Origin of the sequence: Novosphingobium sp. (assembly GCF_049240505.1) — a bacterium.
Lineage (GTDB): Bacteria > Pseudomonadota > Alphaproteobacteria > Sphingomonadales > Sphingomonadaceae > Novosphingobium.
The window spans coordinates 1-14,221 of sequence record NZ_JBMLSM010000185.1; the positions used below are offsets into that span (position 1 = coordinate 1).

Annotated in this window: 13 protein-coding genes; 4 read left to right on the plus strand and 9 right to left on the minus strand. The window is 63.8% G+C overall.

The genetic code is table 11. The annotated features are described in order from the left end of the window. Nucleotides 1-1,405 (minus strand): glutamate--tRNA ligase (gene gltX, locus ACOVQ0_RS14950; protein WP_421886065.1); only part of this gene is annotated, 1,405 nt, incomplete at its 3' end. Between the two features lie 29 nt (nt 1,406-1,434). Between gltX and ACOVQ0_RS14955 the strand changes: the two genes are divergently transcribed. Then, entirely contained in the window at nt 1,435-3,687 is a 2,253-nt protein-coding gene (locus ACOVQ0_RS14955) for a ComEC/Rec2 family competence protein (protein ID WP_421886066.1), read from the plus strand. 42 nt (nt 3,688-3,729) lie between these two features. Here ACOVQ0_RS14955 and ACOVQ0_RS14960 read toward each other — a convergent pair whose 3' ends face one another. From ACOVQ0_RS14960 to ACOVQ0_RS14980, 5 genes are all read right to left on the minus strand, one after another. Beyond that, the gene (locus ACOVQ0_RS14960; RefSeq protein ID WP_421886069.1) at nt 3,730-4,398 is read right to left on the minus strand and encodes an energy transducer TonB; all 669 of its coding nucleotides are present in this window, start codon (nt 4,396-4,398) and stop codon (nt 3,730-3,732) included. A 255-nt stretch (nt 4,399-4,653) separates the two neighbouring features. Next, complete coding sequence (lexA, locus tag ACOVQ0_RS14965; protein ID WP_421886072.1) at nt 4,654-5,355, minus strand: transcriptional repressor LexA; 702 nt, start codon at nt 5,353-5,355, stop codon at nt 4,654-4,656. Between the two features lie 58 nt (nt 5,356-5,413). Next, nucleotides 5,414-6,619: a molybdopterin molybdotransferase MoeA gene (locus tag ACOVQ0_RS14970; RefSeq protein WP_421886075.1), complete on the minus strand. Its 1,206-nt coding sequence runs from the start codon at nt 6,617-6,619 to the stop codon at nt 5,414-5,416. Next, nucleotides 6,616-7,092 (minus strand): cyclic pyranopterin monophosphate synthase MoaC, encoded by a 477-nt coding sequence (moaC, locus tag ACOVQ0_RS14975; protein ID WP_421886078.1) that lies wholly within the window; start codon nt 7,090-7,092, stop codon nt 6,616-6,618. Before moaC ends, ACOVQ0_RS14970 begins: the two co-directional genes overlap by 4 nt. A gap of 170 nt (nt 7,093-7,262) precedes the next feature. After that, nucleotides 7,263-7,967 (minus strand): arylesterase, encoded by a 705-nt coding sequence (locus ACOVQ0_RS14980; RefSeq protein WP_421886080.1) that lies wholly within the window; start codon nt 7,965-7,967, stop codon nt 7,263-7,265. A 68-nt stretch (nt 7,968-8,035) separates the two neighbouring features. Here ACOVQ0_RS14980 and ACOVQ0_RS14985 point away from each other — a divergent pair, with 68 nt between their 5' ends. From ACOVQ0_RS14985 to ACOVQ0_RS14995, 3 genes are all read left to right on the plus strand, one after another. Next, nucleotides 8,036-8,740: an ABC transporter ATP-binding protein gene (locus ACOVQ0_RS14985; protein WP_421886082.1), complete on the plus strand. Its 705-nt coding sequence runs from the start codon at nt 8,036-8,038 to the stop codon at nt 8,738-8,740. Continuing rightward, entirely contained in the window at nt 8,737-11,274 is a 2,538-nt protein-coding gene (locus ACOVQ0_RS14990) for an ABC transporter permease (protein ID WP_421886085.1), read from the plus strand. Before ACOVQ0_RS14985 ends, ACOVQ0_RS14990 begins: the two co-directional genes overlap by 4 nt. A 71-nt stretch (nt 11,275-11,345) precedes the next feature. Further along, nucleotides 11,346-12,086, plus strand: a complete 741-nt coding sequence (locus tag ACOVQ0_RS14995) for an NYN domain-containing protein (RefSeq protein WP_421886087.1) — start codon at nt 11,346-11,348, stop codon at nt 12,084-12,086. A 19-nt stretch (nt 12,087-12,105) separates the two neighbouring features. Here ACOVQ0_RS14995 and trpC read toward each other — a convergent pair whose 3' ends face one another. The 3 genes from trpC to ACOVQ0_RS15010 form a co-directional block, all read right to left on the minus strand. Continuing rightward, on the minus strand, nt 12,106-12,894 hold the full coding sequence (gene trpC / locus ACOVQ0_RS15000) for an indole-3-glycerol phosphate synthase TrpC (RefSeq protein ID WP_421886089.1): 789 nt from the start codon (nt 12,892-12,894) through the stop codon (nt 12,106-12,108). Nucleotides 12,895-13,010: 116 nt separating this feature from the next. Continuing rightward, a complete protein-coding gene (gene trpD, locus ACOVQ0_RS15005) occupies nt 13,011-14,000 on the minus strand; it encodes an anthranilate phosphoribosyltransferase (protein ID WP_421886091.1) in 990 nt (329 codons plus the stop codon). Then, nucleotides 13,997-14,221 (minus strand): glutamine amidotransferase-related protein (locus ACOVQ0_RS15010; RefSeq protein WP_421886094.1); only part of this gene is annotated, 225 nt, incomplete at its 5' end. The genes ACOVQ0_RS15010 and trpD, both read right to left, overlap by 4 nt.

A 14,221-nucleotide genomic window follows, 5' to 3' on the forward strand; every position in this document is an offset into this window, starting at 1 on the left:
CGTCGAAAATTCCCGGCGAGGTAGTCTGTCCCGTCAGGCTTGCGCGCAACGGTTGAGCAATTTTGCCCAAGCCTATCCCAAGCTCCTCGGCCATTTGTTTCACCGTGGCCTCCAGATTTTCGGTTGTCCAGCCGTTTTCGCCCTCAAGGCGACCTGCGACCTTGGTCAGGATCGCCCGCGCATCTTCGGTCAGAAGGGCCGCGGCTTTCTCTGCCATTGGCAAGGGGCGCTGGGCGAAAAGAAACACCGCGCCAGCCGCCAATTCGTTGAGATCGGCGGCACGAACCTTGAGCACCGGCATTGCCCGCGTCAGCAGATCCATGCCCGCAGCGGGATCGAAACCCGGCTCCAGCGCTGCCAGTTTTGGGGCCACAAGCGATGCCAGTCTGGCATCGTCGGCTTCACGTATGTAGTGCCCGTTGAGGTTCAGCAGCTTCTTCAGATCGAAGCGCGATGCGCCCTTGTTTACATCGCCGATGTCGAACCATTCCACCGCCTGATCACGGCTGATGATTTCTTCATCGCCGTGGCCCCAGCCCAGCCGCAGCAGGTAATTGAACACCGCTTCGGGCAGAAGCCCCAGTTCGTCGCGATAGGCATCGACACCCAGCGCGCCGTGGCGTTTGGAAAGCTTGGCCCCGTCTGCGCCGTGGATCAGCGGGATATGGCCATAGACCGGATCAGGCCAGCCGCCTTCGATGGCATCCATCGCGCGGATGACCACCAGTTGCCGGAAGGCGTTGTTTATATGGTCGTCGCCCCGGATCACGTGGGTGACGCCCATGTCATGATCGTCGACGACAACGGCTAGCATATACGTCGGTGTGCCGTCCGACCGCAGGATCACGAAATCGTCGAGTTCGCTGTTCTGGACGGTGATCGCGCCCTGAACCTTGTCCTCAATGGTCGTCTCGCCCTCGCGAGGAGATTTTGCGCGCACGACATAGGGTTGATCGTCGGGCCATTGGTCTGCGCTCGCGTTGCGCCATTCGCTGTCGATGCGGAAGGGGCGCTTTTCAGCCTGCGCCTGTTCGCGTCGCGCGGCCAGTTCTTCCTGCGTCAGATAGCAGCGATAGGCATGACCCGCTTCAAGCATCTGGCGCGCCACTTGCGCGTGACGGTCCGACCGCGCGAACTGGAACACCGGCTCCTCATCACCGCCAAGGCCCAGCCAGTTCAGCCCGTCGAAAATGGCGTCAATCGCCGCGTCCGTAGACCGCGCACGGTCGGTATCTTCGATGCGGAGCAGATACGTGCCGCCGTGGTGACGGGCATAGAGCCAGTTGAACAATGCGGTGCGGGCGCCGCCGATGTGCAGAAATCCGGTGGGCGAGGGGGCAAATCGCGTAACCACCCGGCCTTCGGGGCGCGATCCTGCAGAAACGGTGTCAGTGGCGCTTGCCATTGGCCGCGCTTTCCTTTGCTTTGAATGTCATGGCGTCCCCGGCAGCAGATGGACCTGCGGCAGATATTCCCGCCGCCGATCCGGGCACTGCCCCGGCCGGACGAGCGCGGCATTGGGCCATCCGCGCGCGATTGTCCAGCGTGCTTGATGGCCACCTGCTGGATGTGGGTGAGCAGTTCCTTGATGCCCATCCGTTCGAACGCGGGTTGTGGCTGGTGGTGGGCTTCGCTGCCGGGATCGTGGCGTGGGTGGCCCTGCCAACGCAGGCTGATTGGATCGCATTGCTGCTGGCTGCGCTGGCCGTGGCCTTGATTGCGCTTGTCTGGTTTGATGAAGCGCGCATTCCCCATCTGCGTCTCGCGCTGTTCGGACTTTCCGTCATGTTTGCGGCGGGCACCGCCACGGTCTGGATCAAGTCGGCGCTGGTTGGTCAACCTGGCATTGCTGGCCCTGCCGTCGTCACACTTGATGGAAAGGTTCTCGAACGGGGCGAAGAACCGGCCAAGGCGCGTGCACGACTGCTCTTGCTGGCGCGTCTTCCCGAATTTGCAGCACCTGTGCGCGTCAGGGTAAATCTGCCGCAGGAAAAGGATGTGCCTGCGATTGTCGAGGGTGCGCATATCCGCCTCCGCGCCCGGCTGATGCCCCCTGCTGCGCCCATGTTGCCCGGCGCCTATGATTTCGCCCGCACGGCGTGGTTCGATGGTCTTGCCGCCACCGGGACCGCTCTCGGCAGTGTCAAAGTCGTTCGCCCTTCCCAACAAGGGGCTACGCTGCGTGGGCTTCAGCGCGGACTGGCAGACCACGTGCGCACCCAACTCGGCGGATCGCCCGGTACTATTGCTGCCGCGTTGGCCAGCGGGGATCGTGGCGCCATTGCTGAATCTGACGAAGACGCGATGCGCGACGCAGGTCTGACCCATCTCCTGTCGATCAGCGGCCTCCATGTCAGTGCGCTGGTCGGAGCGGTCTATTTCCTTGTGGCCCGGTTGCTGGCCGCAATCCCGTGGATCGCGCTGCGCATCCGCGTGCCGATTGCCGCTGCATTGATGGGCGCGCTGGCGGGGATTGCCTATACGCTGCTAACCGGTGCGGAAGTACCGACTATCCGTTCATGTAGCGGTGCGCTGCTGGTGCTTGTCGCGCTGGCTCTGGGGCGCGATCCGCTGTCGCTGCGCATGGTCGCGGTCGGTGCGCTGGTGGTCATGCTGTTCTGGCCTGAAGCCGTGCTTGGTCCCAGCTTCCAGATGAGCTTTGCCGCCGTGATCGCGATCATCGCGTTCCATTCCGCTGCCCCCGTGCGCGGTTTTCTCACCGCTGATCACTACGGACCGCTGGTGCGGCTGGCACGCAATCTGATCCTTCTGCTGGCAACGGGTCTGGTCATCGAACTGGCGCTCATGCCCATCGGCCTGTTCCATTTCCATCGCGCCGGCATTTACGGCTCGCTTGCCAACGTTATTGCCATTCCGTTGACCACGTTCGTCACGATGCCGCTGATAGGCCTTGCCCTTCTGCTCGACAGCCTAGGCCTTGGCGCACCGGCATGGTGGCTTGCGGGCAAGAGCCTTGAACTGCTCCTTGCGCTCGCACATTTCGTGGCGGCAAGGCCGGGGGCGGTCACCATGCTCCCCGCCGTCGCACCGTGGACTTTCGCGCTGTTCATTGCTGGAATGCTCTGGCTGGCGCTGTGGACTGGCAAGGTCCGTCTCTGGGGCGCGCTGCCTGCCAGTTTTGCGGTGGTGGCCATGATTCTCACGCCCACGCCTGATGTGCTGATCACCGGCGATGGCCATCATGTCGGCATCACGGGCGAAGGTGATGAGCTGATCGTCCTGCGCATGGGACGGGGGGATTACATGCGCGACAATCTGCTCGAACTCGCCGGGATGGAAGGCGATTTGCGCCCGATGGCCGAATGGTCAGGCGCCAGTTGTAGCGAAGATTTCTGCGTGGTCAGACTTGATCGTCATGGCAAACGCTTCACACTGCTGATCTCTCGCAGTCGCGCTTACGTCGATGACATGGCGCTGGCCGCGGCATGTGAACGTGTCGATATCGTGGTGGCTGACCGCCGCTTGCCGTTTTCTTGCCGCCCGAAAATGCTCAAGGCGGACCGGGCCTTCCTGGACAGAACCGGCGGTCTTTCCATTGATCTTTCGTCTGGCCGGATGAGGACGGTGGCCGAAATGCAAGGGATGCACGGGTGGTATCGTTGGCCGGTACCTCGTCTGCTTACTATAACTGGAGCGGCGCGAAAGCCGGTGACGTCCCGCAAGTGAGCGCCAAGGACCGGCGGCGATTGCCGATCCTTGGCATCACGTTCAGGGCAAGACCCAGCGGACCGAACCGACGTAATTGCCGGTGGTCGGCATCCCGTCGCTCCCCAAGGCCGGTATGAAGCGAGCGCGTGCGCTGACTTTGCTGCATGTCGCCGCATCAAGGTCGGCAGAGCCGCTCGATCGGGTCACTTCACATCCTGTCACGCGGCCGTCAGCGCCAATGGCCAGCCGGAATGCAGTCAGCCCTTCGCGCTCCTCGCGGATGGCAGCTGTGGGGTAATCGCGGTCCGAAACCCAGCCGCCGGGCGAACCCTTGGGGGCAGCCGCGCGCACGGCAAAGCTGGGTGAGGGGGACGGCTGAACCTCAGGCGGGGCGATCGGCCCTGTATCGACTGGTCGGATTGGCTCGATCTCGACCGGCTTGACGCTGAAGCCGGGATCGATCGGGCCGAGGATGATATCCGGCCTTGGCGCGACGATCTGGCGATTGTCGGGCTTGGGGGTTGGTTTAGTCTCCGGTGGAGGGGCGATAGGCGTGATCTTCACCTCGTCATCCTCCCACTGCTGGGCAACGAAAGGATCCTTGATGATCTTGACCACTCCGCTCGCAAAGCCTGATGTGATCGCCCATATCGCCACACCGTGAAGCAGCGCTACCGCGATGAACGTCTGGGTTTGGGAGCGCCGCGTATTTTCAACAACATAAGCCATTGGCAATACCTCTTCCGTTGCCGACGCCCCATCTGATGGCAGGCCGTCCCGGAAGGGGCGCCCCGTGTGGGGCATTCGGTAACAATGGAAACTACACCCAGCGCGCTGTCGGCACCAGAAGAATCTCAACCAAAAAGATTGATATTTAGCATAACGAATATTGTGGCATGGAAAAGGCCGCCCATCGTCATGATGATCGGCGGCCTTTTGATCTCGGATCACCACGCCATCGCGTTTGGCGAGGTGCAGGATTGTTCAGTGATAGCGGCGTAGCAGCCCTGCCAGTTTGCCCTGAACGGCGACTTCATCGGGGCGATAGAACTGCGGATCATAGGCGGCGTTGGCCGGATCGAGGCGGATCATGCCCTTTTCCCGGTGGAGATACTTCAGCGTGGCTTCTTCACCACGCACCAGCGCCACCACGATTTCCCCGTCGCGCGCCACATCGGTCTTCCGAACGAGGGCGTAATCGCCGTCGAAAATCCCGGCCTCGACCATCGAATCTCCCGACACTTCCAGCGCATAATGTTCCCCCGCGCCAAGAAGTGCTGCCGGAACAGGCAAGGTGGCTGTGGTTTCGAGCGCTTCGATCGGTACGCCAGCGGCGATCTTGCCGTGCAACGGAAGTTCGATCACGTCGTTGGCGGGGGCAGGCGCGGCTTTGGGCGCGGTGCGCAGCGGGGTGAGCGCGGTATTCGCGTTCGCTGCTTCGCGCACCGGAGCAGCGGGCTTGCTGACGGCACTGTCAGGCTGGCGCAGCACTTCGAGCGCGCGGGCGCGGTTGGGCAGGCGGCGGATGAAGCCACGTTCCTCAAGCGCAGAAATCAGGCGGTGGACACCGGACTTCGATTTGAGATCGAGCGCTTCCTTCATTTCCTCAAACGAGGGGGAAATGCCCGTTTCTTCCAGGCGGACCTGAATGAAGGTCAGCAGTTCGTGCTGCTTGCGCGTCAACATTGGCGGTTCCTCCGCAGGTGAACGAATGCGGAACGGATAAGCAACCAATCACGACTCGTCAAGCAATACCGCCATTTTCGAGCAGGTAGACCGGAACATCCGTTCCTGCCGCTTTCGCTTCGGCTCCGGCAGCGCGCACCACCAGCGCATTGGCCCGCGCCAGCGGCGAGAGCGCGCCCGAATCCTGCAGCGGATCGAGAGTCACCTGCACGCCGTCCCAAACGCCTCGCAAGAACTCCATGCGGCTGCCGCCTTTGGCCATTGGCCCTGCCAGTTTTGCAGGAACCGTGCGGGGCAGGGGCGCGCCAGCGCCAAGGGTTGCACGCAGCAACGGCAGCAGAAACAGGAACGCGGTGACGAAGGCCGAAGCAGGATTGCCCGGCAGGCCGAGAATGACCTGATCGCCGCGCCTTGCCACCAGCAACGGCTTGCCGGGTTTTATCCCCACGCGCCAGAAATCGATAGACGCGCCCACTGCCTCAAGCGCAGGCCGCACAAGATCGTGATCGCCCACCGACGCGCCGCCGCTTGTCACCACCACATCGGCATCCCCCGCACTTTCCAGCGAGGCTGCCAGCGCATCAAGCCTGTCTGGAATAGGGCCAAGGTGCCGGATATCGACCGGCAGCGTGGCCGCCATTGCGCAAAGCATCGGACCGTTGCTGGCAGGAAGCTGGTGCTGGTCGGGCAGATGGCCGGGCAGCACCAGTTCGTCGCCACTGTCGATCACCGTGATCTTCAACCGCCGCCGCACCGGCAGATGGCTGTGCCCACCCGCGATGGCGAGAGCGATCTGCGCCGGGCCGATGCGCGTGCCTGCGGCAATCAGATTGGCGTCGGCAGTGAAGTCCATGCCCGCCGGGCGGATGTGGCGTTCTGGCGGGGCAGGCGGTTCGCCCGTCAGCCGCACCTCATCACCATCGCGGCTTGCGTCTTCCTGCAGCAGCACCATGTCCGCGCCCTGCGGCACGATCGCGCCAGTGCTGATCCGCACTGCTTCGCCCGCGCTGACGGCACCGCCGAACGGATGCCCCGCCGCGCTTTCACCCACCACCCGCCAAGGCCCCGGCAGATCGACGCTGCGCAGCGCATAGCCATCCATCGCCGAGAGCGGCGCGGCAGGCTGCGTGCGGCGCGCGCGCAGCGGTTCGGCAAGGTAGAAGCCAAGGCATTCGCCCACTGCACAATGCTCTGTCGGCAGCGAAGGAGCGAGTGCCAGCAGGCGGGCCTGCGCCTCGGCCAGAGGGAGGGGCGGCGTTTTCACGCGCCCTCTGCGCGCCACAGGCCGGACTTGCCGCCGCGCTTCTCGATCAGGCGCACGCCTTCGATGACCATGCCCTTGTCCAGCGCCTTGGCCATGTCATAAACTGTCAGCAGCGCGATCGAGACGGCAGTCATCGCTTCCATCTCCACGCCCGTCCGCCCGGTGAGTGAGGCGGTGGCGGTGCATTCCACCCCGTGATCGGTGAACGCAAAGTCGATATTCACCGCATCGAGCGCCAGCGGATGACACAACGGGATCAGATCGCCGGTCTTCTTGGCGGCCATGATGCCGGCAATCCGTGCTGGGCCAAGCACGTCGCCCTTCGGGCCGTTGCCATCGCGCACGGCCTGCAAGGTCGCGCTATTCATGCGGATCGTGCCGCGTGCGATAGCCACGCGATGAGTCTCTGCCTTGCCACCCACGTCCACCATCCGGGCCGTGCCTGCCGAATCGATATGGCTCAATCCGTTCATTTAGTGCAGCCTTTCCCTGAACAGGTTTACACAGTTTACACGGTCCTGAGAGAAGACGCTCAAGGCCTGATCAATGGGCGCAATGGCCCCATCGGCAAGGGTTTTCAAGGCGGAAGCATGGAGCGTCGACATTGCCCGATGCTGGCAGTGGCGTGCGCTGTAGGACAGCCCTATTTCCCCGTTGCGACCGCTTTCTGCAACGCCTCGGTCACCTGGCCTTGTGTCGCTGCAACGATGCGGTTCACGCCATCGGCATTGGGATGGATGTTATCGCCCAGCATAAGTGCACGATTGCCGATCACCGGTTCCAGAAAGAACGGGACAAGGCCTGCCTTGTGCTTCTTCGCCATCTCCGGCCAGATCGGGTTGAACCGCCCGGCATAGTCCGCGCCGAGATTTGGCGCGGCGACCATTCCGGTCAGCACCACCGGTATGCCGCGATTGTCGAACTCGGTCAGGATCGCATCGAGGTTGGCGCGGGTTTCCTCAGGCGGCAATCCACGCAGCATGTCGTTGCCGCCAAGGCCAACCAGCGCTAGGGTGGGTTTGACGGGCTGATTGTCGAGCGTGAAGGCCAGACGCTGCAAAGCAGCAGCCGTGGTATCGCCCGAAACGCCTGCGTTGACCAACCGCGCCGGAGTGCCGCTGGCGTTAAGGGCCGCCTCCAGCCGGGGGGGATAGCCTTCGCCGGGTTTCAGATTGTATCCGGCATAGAGACTGTCCCCGAAAGCCAGAATGACTGGGGCGTCCGCCGGGATGGGAGCGGTCGAAGCCTGCGCAGTCGCATCTGTTTTCGGCTCCGGCGGTTTCTCCGGCGAACAGGCTGTGAGCAGGGCCGAGAAAACAAGGGTGGCGATCAGTGGGGCGCGGCGCATTGAAACTCCTTTGGCGCACACCCAAGTGCCGGTTGCACGCTGCAACCAATCTATGCCACGTGAGGCCTGTGACAAGTTCTTCTCTGCCGGTAATCGCCGCTTCCGCCCTTACCCTGTCGCTCGGTTCCGGGGAGGCGCGGGTGGAGATCCTGCGCGGCATCGACCTTGCCGTCATGCCGGGAGAGACGTTGGCGCTGCTGGGGGCTTCGGGATCAGGCAAATCGTCGCTTCTGGCGATCCTTTCCGGGCTGGAGCGGGCTAGCGGGGGCAAGCTGACCGTGGCAGGGGCGGATTTCACCGCTCTGGATGAAGACGGGCTGGCCGCGGCGCGGCGCGGACGCATCGGCATCGTGCTGCAGGCGTTTCACCTGCTGCCGACGATGACCGCGCTGGAAAATGTGGCAACGCCGCTGGAACTGGCGGGCATGGCCGACGCGATGGCGCGAGCCGAGGCGGAACTGGTGGCCGTCGGCCTGGGCCATCGCCTGCATCACTATCCTGCGCAGCTTTCGGGCGGGGAGCAGCAGCGTGTGGCGATTGCCCGCGCCCTTGCACCCAAGCCCGCCATCCTCTTTGCCGACGAGCCGACCGGCAATCTCGATCATGCCACCGGAGAGGCCGTGGCTGACCTGCTTTTTGCCCGCGCGGGTGAGGCGGGGGCGACGTTCATCATGGTGACCCATGACGAAGCGCTGGCGGCCCGGTGCGAGCGGATCGTGCGGCTGGCCGACGGGCAGATCGTGGCCGACAGCGTTGCAGGCGCATCCGCATGAACCTGTCGTGGAGCGCCGCATGGCGGCTGGCGCGGCGCGGTCTGGACTGGCGGTTCAAAGGCCTGCGGCTGTTGCTGGTGTGTCTGGTGCTGGGAACCGCAGCGCTTTCGGCCATCGGCACCCTGACCGGCGCGATAGAGCGCGAACTGGCCACGCGCGGGCGTGAGATGCTGGGCGCGGATCTGGAGTTTACGCTGGCCGCGCGAACGCCTGCGCCAGAGGAACGCGCGGCGATTGCGGCGTTGGGTGAGCTTTCCGAAGGCGCGCGGTTGCAGGCTATGGCGCGCGTTCCGGGTGCGGATACGCGAACAACGCCCGTCGAACTGAAGGCGGTTGACGCGAAATGGCCGCTTTACGGGCGGTTTACGCTGGAAGGTGGCAAGCAGGCGGGCGCACCACAGGGCATGACCGCGTGGATTGCGCCGGGCGTGGCGGACCGTCTTGACGTCAAAGTGGGCGACGCTCTGCGGGTCGGCGAAGCGGTCCTGACCGTTGGTGGGGTGATCGGATCGGAGCCGGATCGGCTGGCCGAGGGTTTCTCGCTTGGCCCTACGGTGATTGTCAGCAAGGCGGCGCTCGATGCTTCCAGGCTGGTGCAACCCGGTTCGATGGTGCGGAGCAAGCTGCGGGTGAGATTGCCCGCGTCCGCCGATGCCGTGGCGCTGGGCGAGAGTATCAAGGAACGCTTTCCGCTTGCCGGATATGAAGTCCGAACGCGGCAGAAAGCCTCGCCGGGACTGGACCGCTTCGTTTCGCGCATGGGGCAGTTTCTGGTTCTGGTGGCGCTGGCAGCGCTGGCGATTGCCGGGATCGGCATCGGCAACGGGGTGAACTCCTATCTTGAGGCGCGGCGGGGGAGCATTGCCACGCTGAAGATTCTCGGCGCGTCCAGTGGAGACATAGCGCGCATCTATCTGCTGCAACTGGCTGCGGCTTCGGCGTTGGCGATTGCAGCGGGGCTGGTGATTGGGGTGAGCTTGACGCCGCTGCTGGGCCGGGCGTTGCAGGGGTTGCTGCCGATCGAGCCGGGTTTCGTGTTCGACGCGGGTGCGCTGATCATTGCCGCGACATATGGCGGGCTGATTGCCCTGACCTTCGCCGCGCCGCCACTGGTGCGGGCGCGCAATTTTCCGGCGATGGCACTGATGCGCGCGCGAGTCAGTCCACTGGCTGGCGGCTGGCGCGGGGCGGTACTTCCGGTGGCACTCGGCCTTGCTGGCATCGCCGCGCTGGCGGTGTTCACCGCGCCGCAAAAGCTGCTGGCGGCGGGATTTCTGGGCGGGGCGGCAGCGCTGTTCGTGCTGCTCTCCGCGCTCGGCTGGGGTGTGCAGCGATTGGCCGCGCGGATGCCCAAGCCCAAGGGCGCGATTGCACGGATGGCGCTGGCCAACCTGCACAGACCGGGCGCGCAGACATCGGCGCTGGTGTTGGCGCTGGGCTTCGGGCTATCGGCTTTCGTTCTGCTGGCGGGCGTGCAGACCAGCCTTGATGGCAATATCGCGCAGCGGGTGCCGAACAAGGCGCCGGATTACTTCGTGCTCGATCTGCCTTTGAATAAGGTGAATGATTTCAATAGTATTGTAATGGCCGCCGCACCGGGCGCGGAACTGCGAGAGGTGCCGGCACTGCGGGGCAGCATTGTTGGCTATGGGCCTGAAAACGCCATGACGCGCGTGGCCGATCTCAAGGAAATCCCTGAAAACGCTTGGCCTTTACGCGGTGATCGTGGCCTGACCTATGCCGATGAAGTGCCGCAGGGTAACATGCTTACTGCGGGCGAATGGTGGCCGAAGGACTATGCCGGGGAGCCGTTGGTTTCCGTGGACGATGAACTGGCCAAGGTGCTGAACCTGCGGCTGGGTGACCGGATTTCCGTTTCAATTCTGGGCGTTGAACGCTCAGCCAGGATCGCTTCGTTCCGGCGGATCGACTGGGAGAACATGGGCTTCAACTACGTGCTGGTGTTCAGCCCGAACGCGATTGCTGATGCGCCGCACAATCTGGCGGCCACTATCAGCTTGCCGCAAAAGGAAAAAATGCCCGAAGTGCGTCGGGCAATCCTTGGCGGACTGGTCAAGGCGCTGCCATCAAGTTCGGTGGTTGAAATCGGGCCGGTGCTGGGGCAGGCGCGCGAAATTCTGGGGCAGATGGGCACGGCGATCCTTGCTGCGGCGAGTGTCGCGGTGCTTTCCGGCATGGCGGTACTGGCGGGAGCCATCGCTGCAGCGCGCGAACGCAAGACCTATGACAACGTGATCCTGAGGGTGCTTGGCGCGAGCCGCAGGCAGCTTCTGGTGCTGCTTGTGGCCGAGTATGTGCTTCTAGGTGCATTTCTGTGCACTTTGGCGCTGGCACTTGGCAGCGGGGTGGCGTGGGCCATTGTGGTATGGCTTTTCGAGTTCGACTGGCTGCCCGATTGGCCCCGAATTCTGGGCGTTCTGGGCGCAGGCGTGGGGCTGGTCATGGTGCTGGCCGTGGGCGGATCGCTTAACCTGCTGCGGACGAGGCCGGCGCAGGTGTTGCGGGAGCTGTAGTAGGCAAGAACTGCACCGCATCCGCGCAGTTCTTGAGAATTTGTTAGGCTCGGTCCCGCATTGTCGTGGCGATGACTCAAGACGCCGAGAAACGCCGTATTGCGCTGCTGGTCGATGCAGAGAATATAAAGCCTTCGCTGATGCGCGAAGTTCTTCCCAACGTGTTCAAACTTGGGCGGCCAATCATCCAGCTTGCATACGGTGATTTCAGCAATCCTGCGGCCAAGCCGTGGGTGGAATTTTTGCGCAAGAATGTGATCGAAGCGCGACAGGTGACCCCATCGCAATCAGGCAAGAATGCCGCCGACATTGCGCTGGTCGTAGATGCGATGCGCCTTCTGCTGACGGGCAAGTGCGACGCGCTGTGCATCGTTTCGAGTGATCGGGACTTCGTTGCGCTGACGTCGTTCTGCCGCGCAGAAGGATTCGACGCCTATGGCTTTGGTACCGAGAAGACTGACAGGAAATATCGCCAGACCTGCGCCAAGTTTTTCGAGGTTAAAGCGGCGGATGAAGTTGCGGTGGCCGCTGCGGTGCCAAGAGTAAAACCGGTTGTACTTGCCGTTCCGACCAATGCTACAGGGCCGAACTGGCCGGCGATTCTGCAGGAAATTGGGCGCATCGCTGGCAAGGAGGGCTGGGTTTCGCTCCAGACGCTCGGCTGTGTTCTGGGAAAGCGTGGCATCAGCGCGAGCGAGCATGGCGGCACGAATTGGGGGCAGGTGTTCAGCCGATGCGAGGGCTTCGAAGTCGCCAAGGATGCCACCGGTCAGCGCAGCATTCGCATTGCCGGGGCAGCAAAGGCCGCCTGAACCGGTGCGCTGATCCTTTTCAGCCTTGGAGCAATCCCCGCGTCGCTGCCTCCACATCGGCCTGACGCATCAGGCTTTCGCCGACGAGGAACGTGCGTGCGCCGCATTTTTCGAGGCGGAGCAGGTCGGCGTGGGTGTTTATGCCGCTTTCGGCCACCAGAAGCGTGCCTTCGGGGGCGAGGGGGGCGAGGCGTTCGGTGGTGCCGAGGTCGGTGACGAAGCGTTTCAGGTCGCGGTTGTTGACGCCGATCAGGCGCGATTGCAGGCGCGCGGCGCGCTCCATTTCCTCTTCGTTGTGGACTTCGACCAGACAATCCATGCCCTGTTCGCGGGCCGCGGCTTCAATCTCTGCCATCTGGCCGTCAGACAGGGCCGCGACGATGATCAGGATAGCGTCGGCACCGATGGCGCGGGCTTCGAGGCACTGCCACGGATCGACCATGAAGTCCTTGCGGATCACCGGCAGGGTGCAGGCGGCGCGGGCTTCGATCAGGTAATCCTCGTGGCCCTGGAAATAAGGCGCGTCGGTGAGGATCGAGAGGCAGGCTGCACCGCCCGCCTGATAGGCGCGGGCATGGGCGGCGGGGTGGAAATCGGGGCGGATCAGGCCTTTTGAGGGGCTGGCCTTCTTGATTTCGGCAATAAGCGCATAACCCGCTGCGGCTTTGGCGCGGAGCACGGCTTCGAAACCGCGCGGCGCGCTCTGTTCGCTGGCGCGGGCCGCGAGTTCCGCCGTGCTGACGGCAACTTTGCGGGCGGCGACTTCGGTGCGCTTGGTATCGCAGATTTCGGTGAGCTTGTCGGTCATCGGGCGTGCCTTAGCGTTGAAACTGGTCCTTCGACAAGCTCAGGACGAGCGGTGTTTTAAGCCAGTTTGCTGCGACCCGCTCATCCTGAGCTTGTCGAAGGATGCTGAGCCGACGCCTACTTCAGCGCCGCGATCCAGCAGTTCAGCAGGGCGTTGGCGAGGCCCTTGTCGAGCGCTTCGGCGGCTTCTTCCACGCCTTCGTGCCAATCTTGCGCTTCGCCGGCCACGATGAGAGCAGCGGCGGCATTGAGGAGGACAGCGTTGCGGTAGGGGCCTTCCTCGCCTTGCAGGAGGGCGCGCAGGGTTGCGGCGTTGTAGGTGGCGTCTCCGCCGCGCAGGGCTTCGACCGGAGCGGTGGGCAAGCCCGCATCCGAGGGCTGGACGCGGCGCATCAGCACTTCGCCGCCGTGGATATCGGCCAGTTCGTTGCCGCCTGCGAGGCTGAGTTCGTCCAACCCTTCATCGCCCGAAATGACCATGCTGTGGTCTGTGCCGAGACGGCGGATAGCTTCGGCATAGATCGGAACATAGGCCGGGCGCGCAATGCCGACGAGTTGACGGCGGACGTTTGCCGGGTTGGCGAGGGGGCCCATCAGATTGAAGATCGTGCGGCGGCGCAGCGCTTTTCGGATGGGCATGATGCGGCCCATCGATGGATGATGCTTGGCCGCAAAGAGGAAGCAGATGCCAAGATCGTTCAGGGTCTGCTCTGCGGTTTCGGCTGCGCGATCAAGGTTGAGGCCGAGTGCTTCCAGCGTGTCAGCCGCGCCTGCCTTGGAGCTGGCGGCGCGGTTGCCGTGCTTGGCCACGGGCACGCCGCAGGCCGCGACGACGAGGCTGACGGCGGTGGACACGTTGAGCGTATGGTGCCCGTCTCCGCCCGTACCGCAGACGTCGATGGCGTTGGCGGGCGCTTTGACCGGGATCATGCGCGCACGCATCGCGCGCGCGGCTCCGGCGATTTCGCTGGCCGTCTCGCCCCGGTCGGACAGGGCGGTGAGGAACTGCGCGATGGCGTCGTCCGGCACGGTGCCGTCGAGAATCGCGGCAAAGGCCTGTTCTGCTTCGGTTTCTTCCAGCGCGTGAGTGACGTCCGGGAGAGTCATGCAGGCAGCGGGTTGGTCTTGATGCCGCAAATCTTCAGGAAGTTTGCGACCATCGCGTGACCGTGTTCGGTGGCGATGCTTTCCGGGTGGAACTGCACGCCGTGGATGGGCAGCGAGGTGTGGCGGAAGCCCATCACGTGCGTGTCATCGGACTGCGCGTTGACCGCGAGGCAATCGGGAATGTCGGTGACGATCAGCGAGTGATAGCGCGTGGCGATGAA